The sequence below is a fragment of the Jannaschia sp. 2305UL9-9 genome (assembly GCF_041403465.1).
In the GTDB taxonomy this organism is placed as follows: Bacteria; Pseudomonadota; Alphaproteobacteria; order Rhodobacterales; family Rhodobacteraceae; genus Jannaschia.
In genome coordinates this window covers 1-17,703 of the sequence record NZ_JBGEHM010000001.1, presented here as the reverse complement: position 1 = coordinate 17,703, position 17,703 = coordinate 1, and the positions used below count along the sequence as shown (strand labels likewise).

30 protein-coding genes are annotated in these 17,703 nt (G+C 62.7%); 2 read left to right on the top strand and 28 right to left on the bottom strand.

The window, feature by feature from the left end; genetic code table 11:
- Nucleotides 1–4 precede the first annotated feature (4 nt).
- The 4 genes from V6N07_RS00150 to rplO form a co-directional block, all read right to left on the bottom strand.
- Entirely contained in the window at nt 5–217 is a 213-nt protein-coding gene (locus V6N07_RS00150; RefSeq protein WP_371153135.1) for a hypothetical protein, read from the bottom strand.
- A complete protein-coding gene (locus V6N07_RS00145) occupies nt 201–842 on the bottom strand; it encodes an adenylate kinase (RefSeq protein ID WP_371153134.1) in 642 nt (213 codons plus the stop codon). The genes V6N07_RS00150 and V6N07_RS00145 overlap by 17 nt, the downstream gene beginning before the upstream one ends.
- Complete coding sequence (gene secY / locus V6N07_RS00140; RefSeq protein WP_371153133.1) at nt 839–2,197, bottom strand: preprotein translocase subunit SecY; 1,359 nt, start codon at nt 2,195–2,197, stop codon at nt 839–841. The genes V6N07_RS00145 and secY overlap by 4 nt, the downstream gene beginning before the upstream one ends.
- 106 nt (nt 2,198–2,303) lie before the next feature.
- Nucleotides 2,304–2,771, bottom strand: coding sequence for a 50S ribosomal protein L15 (gene rplO, locus V6N07_RS00135; protein WP_371153132.1), 468 nt, complete (start codon nt 2,769–2,771; stop codon nt 2,304–2,306).
- Nucleotides 2,772–2,950: 179 nt separating this feature from the next.
- Here rplO and V6N07_RS00130 point away from each other — a divergent pair, with 179 nt between their 5' ends.
- Entirely contained in the window at nt 2,951–3,658 is a 708-nt protein-coding gene (locus tag V6N07_RS00130; protein ID WP_371153131.1) for a VWA domain-containing protein, read from the top strand.
- Between the two features lie 136 nt (nt 3,659–3,794).
- Here the strand turns inward: V6N07_RS00130 and rpmD are convergent, their stop codons facing one another.
- From rpmD to V6N07_RS00065, 13 genes are all read right to left on the bottom strand, one after another.
- Nucleotides 3,795–3,983, bottom strand: a complete 189-nt coding sequence (gene rpmD / locus V6N07_RS00125) for a 50S ribosomal protein L30 (RefSeq protein ID WP_371153130.1) — start codon at nt 3,981–3,983, stop codon at nt 3,795–3,797.
- A gap of 3 nt (nt 3,984–3,986) precedes the next feature.
- Entirely contained in the window at nt 3,987–4,577 is a 591-nt protein-coding gene (rpsE, locus tag V6N07_RS00120; RefSeq protein ID WP_371153129.1) for a 30S ribosomal protein S5, read from the bottom strand.
- A gap of 117 nt (nt 4,578–4,694) precedes the next feature.
- The gene (gene rplR / locus V6N07_RS00115; protein ID WP_371153128.1) at nt 4,695–5,054 is read right to left on the bottom strand and encodes a 50S ribosomal protein L18; all 360 of its coding nucleotides are present in this window, start codon (nt 5,052–5,054) and stop codon (nt 4,695–4,697) included.
- Between the two features lie 11 nt (nt 5,055–5,065).
- A complete protein-coding gene (gene rplF / locus V6N07_RS00110) occupies nt 5,066–5,599 on the bottom strand; it encodes a 50S ribosomal protein L6 (RefSeq protein WP_371153126.1) in 534 nt (177 codons plus the stop codon).
- Nucleotides 5,600–5,609: 10 nt separating this feature from the next.
- On the bottom strand, nt 5,610–6,002 hold the full coding sequence (gene rpsH, locus V6N07_RS00105; protein ID WP_371153125.1) for a 30S ribosomal protein S8: 393 nt from the start codon (nt 6,000–6,002) through the stop codon (nt 5,610–5,612).
- A 13-nt stretch (nt 6,003–6,015) separates the two neighbouring features.
- Nucleotides 6,016–6,321: a 30S ribosomal protein S14 gene (gene rpsN, locus V6N07_RS00100; protein WP_371153123.1), complete on the bottom strand. Its 306-nt coding sequence runs from the start codon at nt 6,319–6,321 to the stop codon at nt 6,016–6,018.
- A 10-nt stretch (nt 6,322–6,331) separates the two neighbouring features.
- Nucleotides 6,332–6,895, bottom strand: a complete 564-nt coding sequence (rplE, locus tag V6N07_RS00095) for a 50S ribosomal protein L5 (protein ID WP_371153121.1) — start codon at nt 6,893–6,895, stop codon at nt 6,332–6,334.
- Nucleotides 6,895–7,200, bottom strand: coding sequence for a 50S ribosomal protein L24 (gene rplX, locus V6N07_RS00090; RefSeq protein WP_371153120.1), 306 nt, complete (start codon nt 7,198–7,200; stop codon nt 6,895–6,897). Before rplX ends, rplE begins: the two co-directional genes overlap by 1 nt.
- Entirely contained in the window at nt 7,200–7,568 is a 369-nt protein-coding gene (gene rplN, locus V6N07_RS00085; protein WP_009574016.1) for a 50S ribosomal protein L14, read from the bottom strand. The genes rplX and rplN overlap by 1 nt, the downstream gene beginning before the upstream one ends.
- 100 nt (nt 7,569–7,668) lie before the next feature.
- Nucleotides 7,669–7,899, bottom strand: coding sequence for a 30S ribosomal protein S17 (gene rpsQ, locus V6N07_RS00080; RefSeq protein WP_371153118.1), 231 nt, complete (start codon nt 7,897–7,899; stop codon nt 7,669–7,671).
- A 1-nt stretch (nt 7,900) separates the two neighbouring features.
- Nucleotides 7,901–8,110 carry a 50S ribosomal protein L29 gene (gene rpmC / locus V6N07_RS00075; protein WP_371153116.1) on the bottom strand — a complete coding sequence of 70 codons (210 nt, stop codon included), beginning with the start codon at nt 8,108–8,110 and terminating at the stop codon, nt 7,901–7,903.
- Between the two features lie 155 nt (nt 8,111–8,265).
- A complete protein-coding gene (locus tag V6N07_RS00070) occupies nt 8,266–8,508 on the bottom strand; it encodes a hypothetical protein (RefSeq protein WP_371153115.1) in 243 nt (80 codons plus the stop codon).
- Complete coding sequence (locus V6N07_RS00065; RefSeq protein WP_371153114.1) at nt 8,505–9,125, bottom strand: TIGR02466 family protein; 621 nt, start codon at nt 9,123–9,125, stop codon at nt 8,505–8,507. The genes V6N07_RS00070 and V6N07_RS00065 overlap by 4 nt, the downstream gene beginning before the upstream one ends.
- 64 nt (nt 9,126–9,189) lie before the next feature.
- Between V6N07_RS00065 and V6N07_RS00060 the strand changes: the two genes are divergently transcribed.
- The gene (locus V6N07_RS00060; RefSeq protein WP_371153112.1) at nt 9,190–10,377 is read left to right on the top strand and encodes a class I SAM-dependent methyltransferase; all 1,188 of its coding nucleotides are present in this window, start codon (nt 9,190–9,192) and stop codon (nt 10,375–10,377) included.
- A 108-nt stretch (nt 10,378–10,485) separates the two neighbouring features.
- Here V6N07_RS00060 and rplP read toward each other — a convergent pair whose 3' ends face one another.
- The 11 genes from rplP to V6N07_RS00005 form a co-directional block, all read right to left on the bottom strand.
- Nucleotides 10,486–10,899, bottom strand: coding sequence for a 50S ribosomal protein L16 (gene rplP, locus V6N07_RS00055; RefSeq protein ID WP_371153110.1), 414 nt, complete (start codon nt 10,897–10,899; stop codon nt 10,486–10,488).
- 12 nt (nt 10,900–10,911) lie between these two features.
- A complete protein-coding gene (gene rpsC, locus V6N07_RS00050; RefSeq protein WP_371153109.1) occupies nt 10,912–11,649 on the bottom strand; it encodes a 30S ribosomal protein S3 in 738 nt (245 codons plus the stop codon).
- The gene (rplV, locus tag V6N07_RS00045) at nt 11,649–12,041 is read right to left on the bottom strand and encodes a 50S ribosomal protein L22 (protein ID WP_371153107.1); all 393 of its coding nucleotides are present in this window, start codon (nt 12,039–12,041) and stop codon (nt 11,649–11,651) included. The genes rpsC and rplV overlap by 1 nt, the downstream gene beginning before the upstream one ends.
- A gap of 3 nt (nt 12,042–12,044) precedes the next feature.
- A complete protein-coding gene (rpsS, locus tag V6N07_RS00040; RefSeq protein ID WP_371153105.1) occupies nt 12,045–12,323 on the bottom strand; it encodes a 30S ribosomal protein S19 in 279 nt (92 codons plus the stop codon).
- On the bottom strand, nt 12,324–13,166 hold the full coding sequence (rplB, locus tag V6N07_RS00035; RefSeq protein WP_371153104.1) for a 50S ribosomal protein L2: 843 nt from the start codon (nt 13,164–13,166) through the stop codon (nt 12,324–12,326). It lies immediately after the preceding gene.
- A gap of 249 nt (nt 13,167–13,415) precedes the next feature.
- Nucleotides 13,416–14,018 carry a thermonuclease family protein gene (locus V6N07_RS00030; RefSeq protein ID WP_371153103.1) on the bottom strand — a complete coding sequence of 201 codons (603 nt, stop codon included), beginning with the start codon at nt 14,016–14,018 and terminating at the stop codon, nt 13,416–13,418.
- 196 nt (nt 14,019–14,214) lie between these two features.
- Nucleotides 14,215–14,499 (bottom strand): 50S ribosomal protein L23, encoded by a 285-nt coding sequence (locus V6N07_RS00025; protein WP_371153101.1) that lies wholly within the window; start codon nt 14,497–14,499, stop codon nt 14,215–14,217.
- Nucleotides 14,496–15,116 (bottom strand): 50S ribosomal protein L4, encoded by a 621-nt coding sequence (gene rplD / locus V6N07_RS00020; RefSeq protein WP_371153099.1) that lies wholly within the window; start codon nt 15,114–15,116, stop codon nt 14,496–14,498. The genes V6N07_RS00025 and rplD overlap by 4 nt, the downstream gene beginning before the upstream one ends.
- Nucleotides 15,113–15,985: a 50S ribosomal protein L3 gene (gene rplC / locus V6N07_RS00015; protein WP_371153097.1), complete on the bottom strand. Its 873-nt coding sequence runs from the start codon at nt 15,983–15,985 to the stop codon at nt 15,113–15,115. The genes rplD and rplC overlap by 4 nt, the downstream gene beginning before the upstream one ends.
- Nucleotides 15,986–15,998: 13 nt before the next feature.
- The gene (gene rpsJ, locus V6N07_RS00010) at nt 15,999–16,307 is read right to left on the bottom strand and encodes a 30S ribosomal protein S10 (RefSeq protein ID WP_109563315.1); all 309 of its coding nucleotides are present in this window, start codon (nt 16,305–16,307) and stop codon (nt 15,999–16,001) included.
- 188 nt (nt 16,308–16,495) lie between these two features.
- Nucleotides 16,496–17,500, bottom strand: coding sequence for a CorA family divalent cation transporter (locus tag V6N07_RS00005; protein ID WP_371153095.1), 1,005 nt, complete (start codon nt 17,498–17,500; stop codon nt 16,496–16,498).
- Nucleotides 17,501–17,703: the final 203 nt, after the last annotated feature.

The following is a 17,703-nucleotide window of genomic DNA, read 5'->3' as shown; positions in this document are numbered from 1 at the left end:
CAGATCACTCCTGACAGCTGGCCGCACGGGCGGTCGCGTCCGAAATGTAGTAGGCGCTGTCGACGTCCGAGCAGAAGTCTGCGCGCCGATCCATCGCCCCACCCGTGACGCCGATCACGCCCCCGAGGATGATACCCGCCAGAAAGGTATAGACCAGAACGGCAAGCCGGCCAAAGAAGGCCAGCCCGCGGTCCCGGCGCCTAGCCCATGACGGCACTGATATCCTGCGCGACTGCGTCGATCTCACCAAGGCCATCGACCGAGGTCAGCATATCCTTGGCGTAATAGTAGCCGATCAGCGGCGAGGTCTGCTTGTAGTAGGCCAGCAACCGCGTCTTGAGCGACTCCTCGTTGTCGTCGGCGCGACGCTTGAACTCCGTCCCGCCGCAATTGCTGCACTTGCCGTCAGCCGGCTGTGGCTTCGTGAGGTCGTTGTACACCTCACCACAGCTTGCACAGGTGGAGCGTGCCGTGATCCGCGCGACGAGCGCTTCGTCGTCGACGCGCATCTCGATGACATGATCGAGCGTTGCGCCGTGCTTCGCCAGAAGGGTCCCCAAGGCGTCCGCTTGCGGCAATGTCCGGGGGAAACCATCGAAGATGAAGCCTCCCGCACGCTCACCTTCCAGCTTTTCCTCGATCAGACCAATCACGATCTCATCGGTGACCAACTCGCCCGCGTCCATCACGGCGGCGACCTTCTTGCCCATCTCCGTCCCGGATGACCGCGCCTCGCGCAGCATGTCCCCGGTCGAGAGCTGGATCATCTGCCGCTCCTCCACGAGCCGCCGCGCCTGGGTTCCCTTCCCTGCGCCCGGCGGCCCCAGCAAAATGATATTCATCGTCTGGCTGTCCCTTTCTTGGAGCCGCGCTTTTTGCCACGCAGCTGCGATTTCTCGATCAGGCCTTCGTATTGATGCGCCAGAAGATGGCTCTGGACCTGTTGGATCGTATCCATCCCAACCGAAACGATGATCAGGATCGAGGTGCCGCCGAAGTAAGCCGTGATGGCAAGCTGACTGCGCACCAGTTCGGGAACCAGACAGACCAGCGCCAGATACGCTGCGCCCAGTACCAGAATGCGGTTGGTTACATACTCCAGGTATTCCGCGGTCCGTTTGCCGGGGCGAATGCCGGGAATGAAGCCGTTCTGAGACTTCAGGTTGTCGGCCACGTCATCGGGTTTGAACGCCACGTTGAAGGTATAGAAATACGTGAAGAACACGATCATCGACGTGAAGAACAGCAGATACAGCGGCTGTCCCGGCCCGAAATAGGCAAGGATCGTCGACATCACCGGACCGGAATTCTGACCCGAGAACGTGCTGATCGTCGTAGGCAGCAACAGCAGGGACGAGGCGAAGATCGCGGGGATGACGCCCGCCGGGTTCACCTTGATCGGCAGATGGCTGGAGCCGCCGTCATAGACCTTCATCCCGACCTGACGGCGCGGATACTGGATGTGGATCTTGCGCAGCGAGCGTTCCATGAACACCACGAGCACGAGCGTGCCGAGCAGCATGGCGACAACACCGAGGATCGCAGGTGTGGTCAGGGCCCCGGTGCGGCCGGATTCGAAGAACTGAGCCAGTGCGGCGGGCAGTTCGGCCACGATGCCCACGAAGATGATCAGCGAGATGCCGTTGCCGATGCCGCGCGCGGTGATCTGCTCACCCAGCCACATCAGGAACATCGTGCCGCCCACGAGGGTCACGACACAGGCCGCGCGGAAGAACCAGCCGGGATCGCCGGCAAGGCCACCGGCCTCCAGCGAGACGGCAAGGCCGTAAGCCTGCAACGTCGCCAATGCCACGGTGCCATAGCGCGTGTACTGGTTGATTTTCTTGCGGCCCTGCTCGCCCTCTTTCTTCAACTGCTCCAGCTGCGGCACCATGGCCGTCATCAGCTGCACGATGATCGAGGCCGAGATGTAGGGCATGATGCCCAGGGCAAAGACGCCCATCCGGCCGATGGCACCACCGGTGAACATGTTGAGGACACCGCCAAGGCCGGCCGAGGCCTGCTCGACGAAGTCCCGCAAGGCCCCCGCGTCGATGCCGGGCACGGGGATATAGGTGCCGATGCGGTAAATGATCAGAAGGCCGATCGTGAACAGGATGCGTTGGCGAAGCTCCTTGGCTTTCCCGAACGCGCCCCAGCTCATGTTGGCGGCCATTTGCTCTGCGGCTGAAGCCATTGAGGGCCCCTCTTGTTGCTGAAACGCCGCCTGACAGGCTCTCCCCGCAGGCGGCGTTCTTAAAACCTGTGAACCATGTAAGCGGAGCGCGCTCCGCCCACAACCGTCACTCGGCGGCGACGGCAGCCACGGTGACGGAACCGCCAGCCTTTTCGACCGCTTCGACCGCACCTTTGGAGGCGCCGGTCACGGTGATGGAGGCCTTGGAGGTCAGCTCACCCTTGCCCAGCAGACGGATCCCGTCCAGCTTGCGGCGCACGACACCGGCGGCGACCAGGCTGTCCTCGGTGATCGCGGCAGCGTCGAGGCGACCGTTGTCGATGAACTCCTGCACCTTGGACAGGTTGATCACGGCATAGTGCTTCTGGTTCGGCTTGTTGAAGCCACGCTTGGGCAGACGCTGGTAGAGCGGCATCTGGCCGCCCTCGTAGCCCTTGATCGCAACGCCCGAACGGGACTTCTGACCCTTGATACCACGGCCACCCATCTTACCGGTGCCCGAACCCGGGCCACGGCCGATGCGCTTGCGGCGGTGGGTTGCGCCTTCGTTGTCGCGCAGATCATTCAATTTCATGTCGCTTCTCCTCTTGCCGGAAGCATCCCCGAAGCGATGAGTGGGATGAACACGGCGTTTCGATTCTGAATATGACCACTGCGGCCACCGCGCGGCTGTACCCCCACAGGCGGCCCACGTCCAGCCCTGTCATGGGTCTGCACTTGTCGTGGCGGCCCCGAGGATCATGTAGACATGGCATGCGTATCCTGTCGCCCCTGATCGCGATCAGCATGTCATGCCAGGCGGCATTGGCCTGCACGACCGATGCCATGATCGTCTTCGACGGTTCCGCCTCCATGGCGGAAATCACGTTGGAGACGCGTGAGACGACCCGCATCGTCGAAGCCCGCAGGGCGATGCGGCTGGCGATGCCATTGGTCGAGGAGGTGCGCCGCATCGGCCTGCTGACCTATGGACCGGGGCCGGACGGAGCCTGCGACGGCATCACCCTGCGCTTTCCGCCCCGCCCACTGGCGGGCGACGCGATTGTCGCCGCTGTCGACGCGCTTGTCCCGAACGGCCTGACCCCATTGTCGGCAGCGGTGGAACAAGCGGCCGAGGCCCTGTCCTACCGCAGCCAATCCGCCATCGTCGTCCTCGTGACCGATGGGAATGAGACCTGCGGCGGCACCCCCTGCGCCACCTCCCGCCGCATGGCGAGCGTCTCGGCCGATTTGACCATCCACGTCATCGGCTTTCGTGCGACACGGGATTTCTTTGCCTGGGACAATCCTGAACAGCAGGAATTCGGCGGGGACACCGTGGCAAAGTGCTTTGCGGACCGGACTGGTGGGCTGTTCGTATCAACGGAGACGGTGGACGAACTGGTGACTGCCTTGCAGGCGACGCTTGGCTGCATGGTCGTCGGAGGCCGCACCGCTGCGGTGGCGAAGTTGCGCGGCTAGCATCGGATTCTCGGCATCATATTGTGTGTAACGCGAGCCTTTGCACCCAAGTCCCGCGCGAAACGGAAAATGCCCCGGCCATTTCTGACCGGGGCATCCAACCTTCAGCGAACGCATATAATTGCGTCCGAAGCGATCAATCGCGCTCTTCGATGATTTTCACCATGTGCGGGATCTTGTTGACCATGCCGCGGACCGACGGAGTATCCTCCAACACACGGGTCTTGTGCATCTTGTTCAGGCCCAGACCCACCAGCGTCGCGCGCTGATCGGCGGGGCGGCGGATCGGGGAACCGATCTGCTTGACGACAATCGTTTTAGCCATGGATCAAGCCTCCTCGGCGACGGGCGCTTGCTCGCCGTCCATCTTGGGTGCGTCGTCCTTGCGCAGGATGTCGGCGACCTTCTTGCCACGACGCTGTGCGACGGAACGAGGCGAAGCCTCCTTGCGCAGACCGTCAAGCGTGGCACGGATCATGTTGTAGGGGTTCTGCGAACCGATCGACTTGGACACGACGTCCTTGACGCCGAGCATTTCGAACACGGCACGCATCGGACCACCGGCGATGATACCGGTACCTTCCGGGGCGGTGCGCATCACGACGCGGCCAGCACCGTGGCGACCGTTCATGTCGTGGTGCAGCGTGCGACCGTCGCGCAGGGCGACGCGGATCATCTGACGCTTGGCCTGCTCGGTTGCCTTGCGGATGGCCTCGGGGACCTCCTTGGCCTTGCCCTTGCCAAAGCCTACGCGGCCCTTCTGGTCGCCGACGACGACCAGAGCGGCGAAGCCAAAGCGCTTGCCGCCCTTGACCGTCTTCGACACGCGGTTGATCGCCACAAGGCGGTCGGCGAATTCCGGGGTTTCCTCGCGGTCGCGGCCACGGCCCCGTCCACGGTTGTTGTCACGTTCTGCCATGTGGCATCTCCTGCGTATGGGGCGCTGCCCCAATTTCTGCAATCCTGGTGCCAGCGTCCGCAAAGCAGACGTGGCCCGGATCATCGAGGGGGCCTTTTGCGGCCCCCTACCCTTTGCTTAGAACTTCAGACCACCTTCACGGGCGGCATCGGCGAGCGCCTTGACCTTCCCGTGGAAGAGGAAGCCGCCGCGGTCGAAGTAGACTTCTTCCACGCCTGCGGCCTTGGCACGTTCGGCAATCGCGGCGCCAATCTTGGCGGCGGCCTCGATGTTGTTCTTGCCGACAACGCCAAAGTCCTTTTCCAGCGTCGAGGCCGAGGCAAGCGTCTTGCCGGCGACATCGTCGATCAGCTGGACGCTGATGTTCTTGCTGGAGCGGTGAACCGACAGGCGCGGACGCCCGGCGGCCAGTTTGCGAAGCTTGTTCCGGACGCGCAGGCGGCGCTTCAGGAACAGGTCCCTTTTCGTATTTGCCATCTGACTGGTCCTTACTTCTTCTTACCTTCCTTGCGGAAGATATACTCGCCCTTGTAGCGGATGCCCTTGCCCTTGTAGGGCTCCGGCGCACGCCATTCGCGAATGTTTGCTGCAACCTGACCGACCAACTGCTGGTCGATCCCTTCAACGGTGATCTCGGTCTGCTTGGGCGCAGTCACCGTGACACCCTCGGGGATGTCATAGATCACGTCGTGCGAGTAGCCGAGCGCCAGCTTGAGCTGGTTGCCCTGCATCGTCGCACGATAGCCGACGCCGCTGATCTCGAGCTCCTTCTTGAAACCGGTGGTGACACCGGTCACGAGGTTCTCGATCATCGTGCGGGACATGCCCCACTGCTGCAGCGCACGCTTGGACTTGCCGCGCGGCGTGACCGTCACGGCGTTGTCTTCCACGGCGACCGTAACATCGTCGGTTGCGGTGAAGGTCCGGGTGCCCTTGGGCCCCTTGACCGAAACCGTCTGACCCGAAACCGAGGCTTCGACGCCCGAGGGCAGGTCGACGGGCTTTTTGCCGATACGTGACATTATACCCTCCTCAGAATACGGTGCAGAGGACTTCACCGCCAACGTTGGCGGATCGGGCCGAAGCATCGGACATGACGCCACGCGAGGTGGAGACGATGGAAACACCCAGGCCCTGACGGACCGACGGGATGTCGGAGACACCGAGATAGACGCGACGGCCCGGCTTGGACACGCGCTTGAGCTCACGGATGACCGGAACGCCCTCGTAGTACTTGAGGGAGATTTCGATCGTCGGGTGGCCCTGACGGTCCGAGCTGGTCTCGTAGCCGCGGATGTAGCCTTCGTCGGCCATGACATCCAGGACACGGGCACGCAGCTTGGACGCAGGCGTCGAAACGGTGGATTTGCCACGCAGTTGCGCGTTGCGGATGCGGGTCAGCATATCGCCGATGGGATCATTCATGTGATCTGCTCCCTTACCAGCTGGACTTGACCATGCCCGGAATCTGACCCTTGGAGGCCAGATCGCGCAGCATGATACGAGACAGCTTCAGCTTGCGGTAATAGGCGCGCGGGCGCCCCGTCAGCTGGCAGCGGTTGTTAAGACGGACGGGCGAGGAATTGCGGGGCAATTCAGCCAGCTTCAGAGTGGCCTTGAACCGCTCCTCCATCGGCTTCGACTCGTCACGGATGATGTCCTTCAGAGAGGCGCGCTTGCTGGCGTATTGCTTCACCAGCCGCTCACGCTTCTTCTGACGTTCGACCATGGATACTTTTGCCATGTCTAATACCTCAGCTGTTGAACGGCATGTTGAAGTGCTTGAGCAGCGACTTCGCCTCTGCATCCGTCTTGGCGGTGGTGCAGATGATGATGTCCATGCCCCAGGTCTCATCGACTTTGTCGAAGTTGATCTCGGGGAAGACGATGTGCTCCTTCAGGCCCATGGCATAGTTGCCACGTCCGTCGAAGCTCTTGCCGGACACGCCGCGGAAGTCGCGGATACGCGGCATCGCGACAGTGATCAGACGGTCCAGGAATTCGTACATCCGGGCGCCGCGCAGCGTCACCTTGGTGCCGAGGGGCATGCCTTCGCGAACCCGGAAGCCGGCGATCGACTTCTTGGCGTTCGTGACGACGGCCTTCTGACCGGCGATGGCGGTCAGGTCGTCCTGAGCCGACTTCGCCTTCTTGGAGTCGCGAACCGCCTCGGCGCCGCAGCCGATGTTCAGGACGATCTTGTCCAGACGCGGGATCTGCATGGCGTTCTTGTAGCCGAACTCTTCCTGCATGGCACCTTTGACGGTGTCATCGAAGAACGTGCGCAAACGCGGGGTGTAGGTTTCGGTATCGAGCATCAGATCACGTCTCCCGTGGTCTTGGCGTAACGGACCTTCTTGCCGTCTTCCTCACGGAAACCGACGCGGGACGCTTTGCCGTTGGCATCGACGATGGCCAGGTTCGACAGGTCGATCGGCAGGGCCTTGGGGATGCGACCACCCTGGCTTGCCTGGCTCTGGCGGGTGTGACGGATCGCCATGTTCACGCCTTCGACGATTGCCTTGCCGGCCTTCGGGTCGACGGACAGGATCTCGCCGGTCTTGGACGCATCACGCCCCGACAGCACGATGACCTTGTCACCCTTGCGGAGTTTAGCAGCCATTACAGCACCTCCGGAGCGAGCGAGATGATCTTCATGAAGTTCTTCGCACGCAGCTCGCGAACCACCGGCCCGAAGATACGGGTGCCGACCGGCTCGTTGTTGTTGTTGAGGATGACGGCGGCGTTGCGATCGAAGCGGATCGCGGTGCCGTCTTCACGACGGACTTCCTTGGCGGTGCGAACGACGACGGCCTTGCGGACGTCCCCCTTCTTCACGCGACCGCGCGGAATGGCTTCCTTGACCGACACCACGATGATGTCACCCACGGAGGCATACCGGCGGTGCGATCCGCCCAGGACCTTGATGCACTGAACACGGCGAGCGCCGCTGTTGTCAGCAACATCCAGGTTGGTTTGCATCTGGATCATTGGTTTCTCCCGACCTTTGGGGCGGCGATGCGTGCCGATGCCCCCAGGGTTTCGATTTGTTTCCGCAGCACCCGATAACCGGGCGCCCGGCAGTCACCGCTTATTCGGCGATGACTTCCCACCGCTTCGTCTTGGACTTGGGCGGGCATTCCTGGATACGCACGGTATCGCCGACGTTGAACTGGTTGTTCTCGTCGTGCGCGCGGTACTTCTTGGACTTACGAACCGTCTTCTGAAGCAGCGGGTGCTTGAAACGGCGCTCGATGCTGACCGTGACGGTCTGGGCATTCTGGTTCGACGTCACGACGCCGGTAAGGATACGCTTCGGCATCTCAGGCCTCCGACTTGGCCGCGTCGGCGGCTTTCTGGTTCAGGATCGTGTTCACACGCGCGATGCTCCGCTTGACGGTACGGATGCGGGCGGTGTTCTCAAGCTGACTGGTCGCAGCCTGAAAGCGGAGGTTGAACGCCTCCTTCTTCAGGTTGGTCAATTCCGTGCGCAGCTCATCGGGGCTTTTGCCCCGCAGTTCAGTGGCGTTCATCGCCTTGTCCTTTCAACATCACCGGGCCGCCCTACGATGAGCGTAGGTCACGACTGATTCCGGTGGAGGTCAGTGGTAGAGAGCGCCGCATAGACGAGGTTGCCCAAGGGCGCAAGGGCAGATCCGGCTAATATCCCGCTGCAGCGCGCGGTACCTCAGGAACGCACGAACCCACGCAGGATCCAGCCCACGCACATCCCGGCGACAAGGACGGCTGCGGGGACCGCAACAACCAGAACGACACTCAGCAGTACTTTCAGCACCGAAACGTCCCCCGCGATCCCGTCGGAAACGAGAAGGATCAGGATGAACAGCGCCCAGAGAACGCTTGCCGCCCCCCAGAGGCGGGTCAGACCCCGGCGCCAGTTGGCGTTGGCCATCCGCTCCATCGCGGTCATCCCCATCCGTAGTTGAAGCTGACCGAGACGCGTTCCTCCTCGGCCGTGTTCATCGGCACCTCGTGGCGCAGCCAGCTTTCCCACAAAAGGACATCTCCGACCTCGGGGGCCTCGTAGTGGAAGGTGCGCAGATCGGCGGGCGCGTTCTTGCGGCGGACGGGGGCCGCCATCATCATCGGCAGGCGGGGATCTTCGAGGCGCAGGGCGCTGGTCCCCTTGGGCATGGCGACATAGGTCGTGCCCGAAATGACGGAGTGCGGATGGATATGGCCGGAATGACTGCCACCCTCTGGCAGGATGTTGATCCAGATATCTTCAAGCGTCAGCCGCTTGTCACCCAGATCGAAGGCAAGGTCGTCCGCGAAGGCGGCGACATGTTTGTCGAGCGCCTTGATGACATCGCCGAAGATCGGAAACCGCCAGCCGAGGTCCGTCAGGGACGCGTAGGACGTGTAGCCGGGATAACCGTTCTCCTCGCACCACGCATGGCCCGCCTCGTCATCCTCGGCAATGGAATAGCACGACGCGGCCAGTTCACCGGTGTCCACCACGGGACCGTGATCGGAAAGGGCTGCGCGATAAAGGCGGGTCACGAAGAGAGAGGAGATCTGGGACATGCCCGCCACATAGACGCCGCTTGGCCGTTGGGCAATAACGGTGCGGCAGCCGCGAAAGGTCCCCATGGTTACGGTCACCGAACATTACGACGCCTATCCCTACCCTGCGCGCGACCCGAAGGACGAGGCAAGGCGCCTGATCACCGGGTCCCCGTCGCGGCCCATAGAGATGGATCACTTTCTCTGGGGCGGACGCCGCGACTGGTCGAAGCCGCTACGCGTCCTGGTCGCCGGGGGCGGGTCGGGCGATGGCCTCGTGCAACTGGCGCAGCTGCTGACCGACGCGAAGCGCCCCTACGACATCACCTACATCGACCTGTCGACCAGTGCCCGCGCCGTGGCCGAGGCCCGCGTCGCCCAGCGTGGCTTGAAGGGGATCACCTTTCACACCGGAAGCCTGCTGGACGCGCCGGAATTGGGACGGTTCGACTACATCGATTGCTGCGGCGTCCTTCACCACCTGCCGGACCCCAATGCGGGGTTCAGCGCGCTGTCCGCTGCCTGTGCACCGGGGGGCGGAATGGGCATGATGGTCTATGCACCCTACGGACGGTCCGGTGTCTATCCGCTGCAGGAGGCATTCGGCACCCTGCTGCACGGACTGCCCCCCGAGGCCCGACTCGCCGCGGCGAAAGACATCCTGTCGCGCTTGCCGAACGGCCATCCCTTCAAGCGCAATCAGCAACTGGTCGATCACCGGGCAAGCGATGCCGGCTTCTACGATCTTCTCCTCCATGGCCAGGATCGCGCCTTCGATATCCACAGCCTCCTGACGACGCTTGCCGACACCGGTTGGGAACTTGCGTCTTTCTGCCAGCCCGGCCTTTACGAACCGGAACGCATCACCGGCCAACCCCACGCCCTGCCCCCGGCAGAAGCGATGGCCGTCGCCGAAAAGCTGCGCGGCACGATCAAGGTGCATGTCGCCTATGTCGTCCCCAATGGGTCGAAAGTCACGCCGAACCGTTCCCTGGACCGGGTTCCGCATCTGGGCGCCCCCGCCGCAAAACTGGCGCAACTCGTCGCTGCCGGAAAACCCGTCCCGATCCGGATCGACGGCGAGGCCATGCCGATCACCTTGCCGAAAAACTGCGCGCCCCTCATCGCCCAAGTCGACGGACGCCGTCCCCTGTCTGCGATTGCGCGCCATGCGGACCGCGATGTGCTGACCTTCGGTGCGGAATGGAACGCGGTCGAACGCGCATTCCTGCCATGGGGTCTGCTGCACTATTCGACCCTGTTGTCCGGCTGACTGGCCGCATTCGACCGTCCCGGAACGCAAAAAAGGCGGGGTTTCCCCCGCCTTTCGCTTATCTCGGTATCCAACCGCTCACCGTTTGGGCGAGGCGGAAGGTTCGGCTTACCAGTCTTCGCGAACCACGGTGCGCGTCTTGATCGGCAGCTTCATCGCGGCAAGGCGAAGGGCCTCACGGGCGACAGGCTCCGACACGCCGTCGATCTCGAACATGATCCGGCCGGGCTTGACCTTGCAGGCCCAGAAGTCGACCGAGCCCTTACCCTTACCCATACGAACTTCGACGGGCTTGGAGGTGACGGGCACGTCCGGGAAGATACGGATCCAGACACGGCCCTGACGCTTCATGTGACGCGTCATGGCACGACGTGCGGCTTCGATCTGACGGGCGGTGACCCGCTCCGGCTGCGTTGCCTTCAGGCCGTAGGTGCCAAAGTTCAGGTCGGACCCGCCCTTTGCCTCACCCTTGATGGAGCCTTTGAACTGCTTGCGGAACTTTGTCCGTTTCGGTTGCAACATGTGTTCTACTCCTTACCGGCGCGGGCCGCGGGGACCGCGGTCGTCACGACGGCCACCGGCACCACGGGGGGTCGGACCATCCTGAAGTTCCTGGGCCTTGCGGTCACGGGCGGCGGGGTCATGCTCCATGATCTCGCCTTTGAAGATCCAGACCTTGATGCCGATGATGCCGTAGGGCGTCATGGCTTCGGAATGGGCATAGTCGATGTCGGCGCGCAGCGTGTGCAGCGGGACGCGACCCTCACGATACCATTCGGTCCGCGCGATTTCGGCACCGCCAAGACGACCGGCCATGTTGATCCGGATACCAAGGGCACCCATGCGCATGGCGTTCTGGACCGACCGCTTCATGGCGCGGCGGAACGAGACACGACGCTCCAGCTGCTGGGCGATGCCTTCGCCGACCAGGGCTGCGTCCAGCTCGGGCTTGCGGACCTCGACGATGTTGAGGTGCAGTTCCGAGTCGGTCATCGCGGCCAGCTTCTTGCGGAGCGTCTCGATGTCCGCGCCCTTCTTGCCGATGATGACGCCGGGACGTGCGGTGTGCACCGTTACGCGGCACTTCTTGTGCGGACGCTCGATGATGACGCGGCTGACGCCGGCCTGCTTGCACTCTTCCTCGATGAACTCGCGCATGCGCAGGTCTTCGAGCAGCAGATCACCGTATTCCTTGGTGTCGGCGTACCAGCGGCTGTCCCAGGTGCGGTTGACCTGAAGACGCATCCCGATGGGATTGACTTTGTTACCCATTACGCTTGCTCCCCAACGGTTTCTTCGACCTGACGCACCTTGATGGTCAGCTGTGCGAACGGCTTGGTGATTTTGCCGAACCGGCCACGGGCACGCGGGCGACCGCGCTTCATGGTCAGGTTCTTGCCGACATAGGCCTCGGCCACGATCAGCTCATCCACGTCGAGGTTGTGGTTGTTCTCTGCGTTGGCGATGGCCGACTGCAGGCACTTGCGCACGTCGATCGCGATCCGCTTCTTCGAGAAGGTGAGATCGGTCAAAGCCTTCTCGACCTTCTTGCCGCGGATCATTGCGGCGACGAGGTTCAGCTTCTGCGGGCTGGTGCGCAGGCTGCGCAGCTTGGCCATGGCCTCGTTGTCAGCCACGCGGCGGGGATTCTTTTCCTTGCCCATGACTTATTTCCTCTTGGCTTTTTTATCGGCGGCGTGACCGTAATAGGTCCGCGTCGGCGAATACTCACCGAACTTCTGGCCGATCATCTCTTCCGAGACGTTGACGGGAATGTGCTTGTGACCGTTGTAGACGCCGAACGTCAGGCCAACGAACTGAGGCAGGATGGTGGAGCGACGCGACCAGATCTTGATGACCTCGTTGCGACCGGACTCGCGGGACTTCTCGGCCTTGCGCAGGACGTGAGCGTCCACGAACGGGCCTTTCCAGACAGAGCGGCTCATTTAGCGGCCTTTCTTCTTGGCGTGACGCGAGCGGATGATCAGCTTCTGCGACGCCTTGTTCCTGTTGCGGGTACGGGCACCCTTGGTCGGCTTGCCCCACGGCGTGACGGGGTGGCGACCACCCGACGTCCGGCCTTCACCACCACCATGCGGGTGATCAATCGGGTTCATCACGACACCACGCACGGACGGGCGGATGCCCTTGTGGCGGTTGCGACCGGCCTTGCCGAGGTTCTGGTTCGAGTTGTCGGGGTTCGAAACCGCGCCAACCGTCGCCATGCACTCCTGCCGCACGAGGCGAAGCTCGCCCGAGCTGAGGCGGATCTGAGCGTAGCCACCGTCACGACCGACGAACTGGGCGTAGGTGCCCGCGGCGCGCGCGATCTGACCGCCCTTGCCGGGCTTCAGCTCGATGTTGTGGATGATCGTACCGATCGGCATGCCCTGGAACGGCATCGCGTTGCCGGGCTTGATGTCGGCCTTGGCCGAGGCCACGACGCGGTCACCAACGGCCAAGCGCTGCGGCGCGAGGATGTAGGCCTGCTCACCATCGGTGTAGCGGATCAGGGCGATGAAGGCGGTCCGGTTCGGGTCGTACTCGATCCGCTCCACGTTCGCCTGAACGTCCAGCTTGTTGCGTTTGAAATCGACGATCCGATAGAGACGCTTCGCGCCCCCGCCCTTGCGGCGCATCGTGATCCGTCCGGTGTTGTTGCGTCCGCCGTTCTTCGTCAGACCCTCTACGAGGGCCTTGACGGGACGGCCTTTCCACAGCTCCGAACGGTCGATCAGAACCAGCCCACGCTGGCCCGGCGTCGTCGGCTTATACGACTTGAGTGCCATAGTTTACCTGTCTTCCGTTGTGTGTCGGACAGTCCCCGGTGAAGGTTCCTGCCCTGGATGTAAGGGCCCCGAAGGTCCCCGGCTTGATGCACCGCCCGCAAAACGCCGGTGCGCGACAGCAAAGCCCCGGACGAATCCGGGGCTGCCGATGGGGCCGTTTAGGGGGGTGATGGGGTGGGGTCAAGGGGTGGTAGGACGGTGCCTGCCAAAGTGACGCCGCCTACAAACCAAATGAGAAACAGGGCTCGCCTATGTGCCGGGTTTGTAACGCCCACGCTGCCGTGCTGCTGCACGCCAATGCTTCTTGCGAATGCCTTCCGGTTCCAAATGACGATACGCGCCACCGGAATACTTGGGCCAGTCTATCGCCATTCCCTGTTTAACGAGTTCTGCTGCAAGATCCGTACCGTCATCAAGGTAGCATTTGGCAACCATGCGGTCATAGCTGGTGGCAGGCTGTAGAACGGCCGTTACAACCTTGCCTTTGCAGAGATTTATCATCGCCGATTTGGATTTCCGCCCCCAGGGGTGATCAAGTTCCGGAGCATCAATTCCAGCGATCCTTATGTGGGTTCCACTGATTACGATGGTATCACCATCGATAACGAATGTTTTCCCTTTCAGAATTTTGGCCGCAGGATGCCCGTCTATGTTTCTGGGCTTCTCGTTAGCTGGTGCGGGATCCACTGCGTTTGATCGCAGAACAGATGGCGTATCTCGCTTGGCAGCAGCTGATCTGGATTGAACCTCCTTTGACGATAGAGCCGTTTGTCTCAAATCTGAAGTGTGCTCAAATTGTTCTTTCGGTGTCGGCGCTTTGCCAATTAGCAATTTCCAAATACGTTTCAGCATGTCGCCCCCGAAAAACAACTAGTCGACGGATTTTTCACGATATCCATTCTGTCAAAATGACTGCACACCCAATTCCGGAGGGTCAACTTGTACCGAGTGAATTGAGTCAGATTTTCTAACGCGCAAAAAAGGCCCCGCTGTTTCCAGCGGGGCCCCTGTGTACGCAGCGAGGTGTCCCCCGCCCTACGACCGAACCTTACAGCCCGGTCGTCACGTCGATCGTGTTGCCCTCTTCGAGCGTCACGTAGGCCTTCTTCACATCCTTGCGGCGGCCGAGCTGGCCCCGGAAACGCTTGGATTTGCCCTTGGTGATGGTTGTGTTCACGGCCTTCACCTTGACGCCGAACAGCTCTTCGACGGCCGACTTGATCTGCGGCTTGTTGGCGTCGATCGACACCTCGAAGACCACGGCGTTCGCCTCGGAGGCCATGGTGGCCTTCTCGGTAATGATCGGCTTGCGGATTACGTCATACGTGTTCATTTCAAACGAGCCTCCAGCCCTTCGACGCCCGCCTTCGTGAGCACGAGCGTGTCACGCTTGAGGATGTCCATCACGTTGGCGCCCATCGTCGGCAGAACGTCCACGTTGCCGAGGTTCCGCGCGGCCTGCGCGAAGTTCTCGTTCACCGTGGCGCCGTCGATGACCAGCGCGCGCTTCCACCCGAGGGCGGCGACCTGCTTGGCCAGCGCGCTCGTCTTGCCGGCCTCGATGTCGAGGTTGTCCAGAACGACGATCTTGCCGGCCTGCGCCTTGGCGGACAGCGCATGCATCAGGCCCATCTTGCGAACCTTCTTGGTCAGCTCATGACCGTGGCTGCGCGGCGTCGGGCCCTTGTAGACACCACCCGACCGGAAGATCGGCGCCTTGCGGGAACCGTGGCGCGCGCCGCCGGAGCCCTTCTGACGGACGATCTTCTTGGTCGAATAGCTGACCTCGGAGCGCGTCTTGACCTTGTGGGTGCCCTGCTGCGCGTTGTTGCGCTGCCAGCGGACCACGCGGAACAGGATGTCGCGGCGCGGCTCCTGCCCGAAGATCTCGTCCGACAGCTCTACCGAGCCGGCGGCGGATCCGTCGATGTTGATGACGTCGAGTTTCATGCGTCACCTTCCTTCTTTTCGGCGTCGGAGTTATCGGTGTTGGCACCCTCCTCCGCGATCTGGGCTTCGGCTTCCTTCAGCGCGGCTTCCTCGGCGGCGGCCTGCTCGGCGGCCAGGGCCTCCTCGGCGGCTTTCGCTTCGGCTTCAGCAGCGGCAGCAGCCTCTTCGGCGGCCTTGATCGCTTCACGCTTGGCGGACATCAGGGCGGCGGGGACGATGGCGCTTTCGGGGAACGGCTTCTTGACCGCATCCTTTACGGTGACCCAACCACCCTTGGAGCCGGGAACGGCGCCCTTGACCATGATCAGGCCGCGGTCGGTGTCGGTCTTGATGACCTGCAGGTTCTGCGTGGTGACACGGGCAGCACCCATGTGACCGGCCATCTTCTTGCCCTTGAACACCTTGCCAGGGTCCTGGCACTGACCGGTGGAACCGTGGGAACGGTGGCTGATCGACACGCCGTGCGTGGCGCGCAGGCCGCCGAAGTTCCAGCGCTTCATCGCACCGGCAAAGCCTTTACCGATCGAGGTGCCGGCGACGTCGACGTACTGACCTTCGAAGTAGTGATCGGCGATGATTTCCTCGCCCACATCGATCAGCGCGTCCGCATCGACGCGGAATTCCACGATCTTGCGCTTGGGCTCGACGCCCGCGTTGCTGAAGACCTTGCGCATGGCCTGCGACGTCCGCTTGGCCTTGGCAGTGCCTGCACCCAGCTGAACGGCGGTGTAGCCGTGCTTGTCGTCCGTGCGCTGACCGATGACCTGAAGGGCATCGAGTTGCAGGACGGTGACGGGGATCTGTTTCCCGTCTTCCATGAACAGGCGGGTCATCCCCACCTTCTTGGCGATCACTCCGGAACGCAGCATATCAGTGCCCTCCTCAGACCGAAATCTGGACGTCGACGCCGGCGGCCAGGTCGAGCTTCATCAGCGCGTCCACGGTCTGCGGGGTCGGGTCAACGATGTCGAGCATCCGCTTGTGCGTGCGGATTTCCCACTGGTCGCGCGACTTCTTGTCGATGTGCGGACCACGAAGAACGGTAAAACGCTCGATCTTGTTGGGAAGCGGAATCGGTCCGCGAACCTGTGCACCGGTGCGCTTGGCGGTGTTCACGATTTCCTGCGTGCTGGCATCCAGCACACGGTAGTCGAACGCCTTGAGCCGGATGCGAATATTCTGGCTTTTCATGTCATATATCCATGACGGCGGGCCACCCATCCGGGCAGCCACATCAAAGTTGAGAGGAGGAGACAGGACCACCCTGACCCCTCTTCGAACCCACGCGATCCGGACATGCACTTTGGCACCCCCGGTCGCAGATGGCGGCCTCTAACGCGAGTCGGACCATCCCGCAACCCCATCAGGGGCGCTTGCCTTCACAATCTGCGCATTCGCAGAAGGATCGCAATCTGTCCCACGAAGACGGCAAACAGAACCGAACAGAAAATCGCGAACCCATGGGGGTGATCCGCCCCGGGAATACCACCGACGTTGACACCCAGCAGACCCGTCAGGAACCCGAGCGGCAGGAACAACGCGGACAGAACGGACAGGAAATAGAGGTTCCGGTTCGTCCGCTCGTCCTGTTCGGCGCGGATCTCGTCGCGCACGAGCGTCAGGCGCCCTGCAAGTTCATCCAGCTCTTCCACGGCATGCTGATGCCGCTCCCGGATCTCCAGCAGGCGGCGACGATCCACCTTCCCGATCAGGTCCGGCACGAGTGTCGCCGCTCCGCTCAGCGCATCCCTTTGCGGCCCGATGTGACGTCGCAGGCCCAGAACCATCCGGCGCAGCCGCGTCGCTTCACTTCGGGCGTGGGTGGCCTCCACCCTGTCGAGCGCGTGCTCGTCGACGCGAACCTCCAGGGCATCGGTATCGGTCTCGGCGTCCTCCAGCACGGACTCGATCCGACCGATCAGGGCCTCGCTCAGATCGTACAGAAAGGCGCCGGGGCTTTCGGGCCCTTTGCCCGCGGACACCTTGTCGGCAAGGTCCGCAACGGATCGCAGGTGGCGGCGCGCCAGGGTGACGATGCGGCGATCATCCAGGTAGACACGAACGGAGACCATATCATCCGGGTCCTCCCCCTCGGCCAGATTGACGCCTCGCAGAACGATCATCAGGCCGGGGCCGCTGACGATCGCGCGGGGACGCGTCAGTTCTTCGGTCAGGGCCCGGCGCGTGGTGGGATCAAGGCCGGGCACATGGGCGTCGAGCCAGTCATCCGCGGCCTGCCATCCACCATCGGCAAGCGAAAGATGGACCCAAGCGAGATCCGCGCCTTCAAGGGCCTGCCCAAGGGCCTCACCCGTGAGGACCTGACCACGCAATGCGCCGGTCAATCCGAAACCCGCCGGGGAACGTGAGGAGATATCTGTCATGCGCCACAAGATGCACGAACGAGGCGCTTCAACAAGTCGCGCAGCAGGCGGCACGGCAAGGAGCCGTCGCGTGCGGCCAGTTCACCCCTGCCGCTGGAACGACAAAGGCCCCCGCGAGGGGGGCCTTTGCGCTTTCTGCCGTCGGCAGATGTTTCGGGCGACAGGTCGCCTTACTCGACGATCTTCGACACCACGCCGGCGCC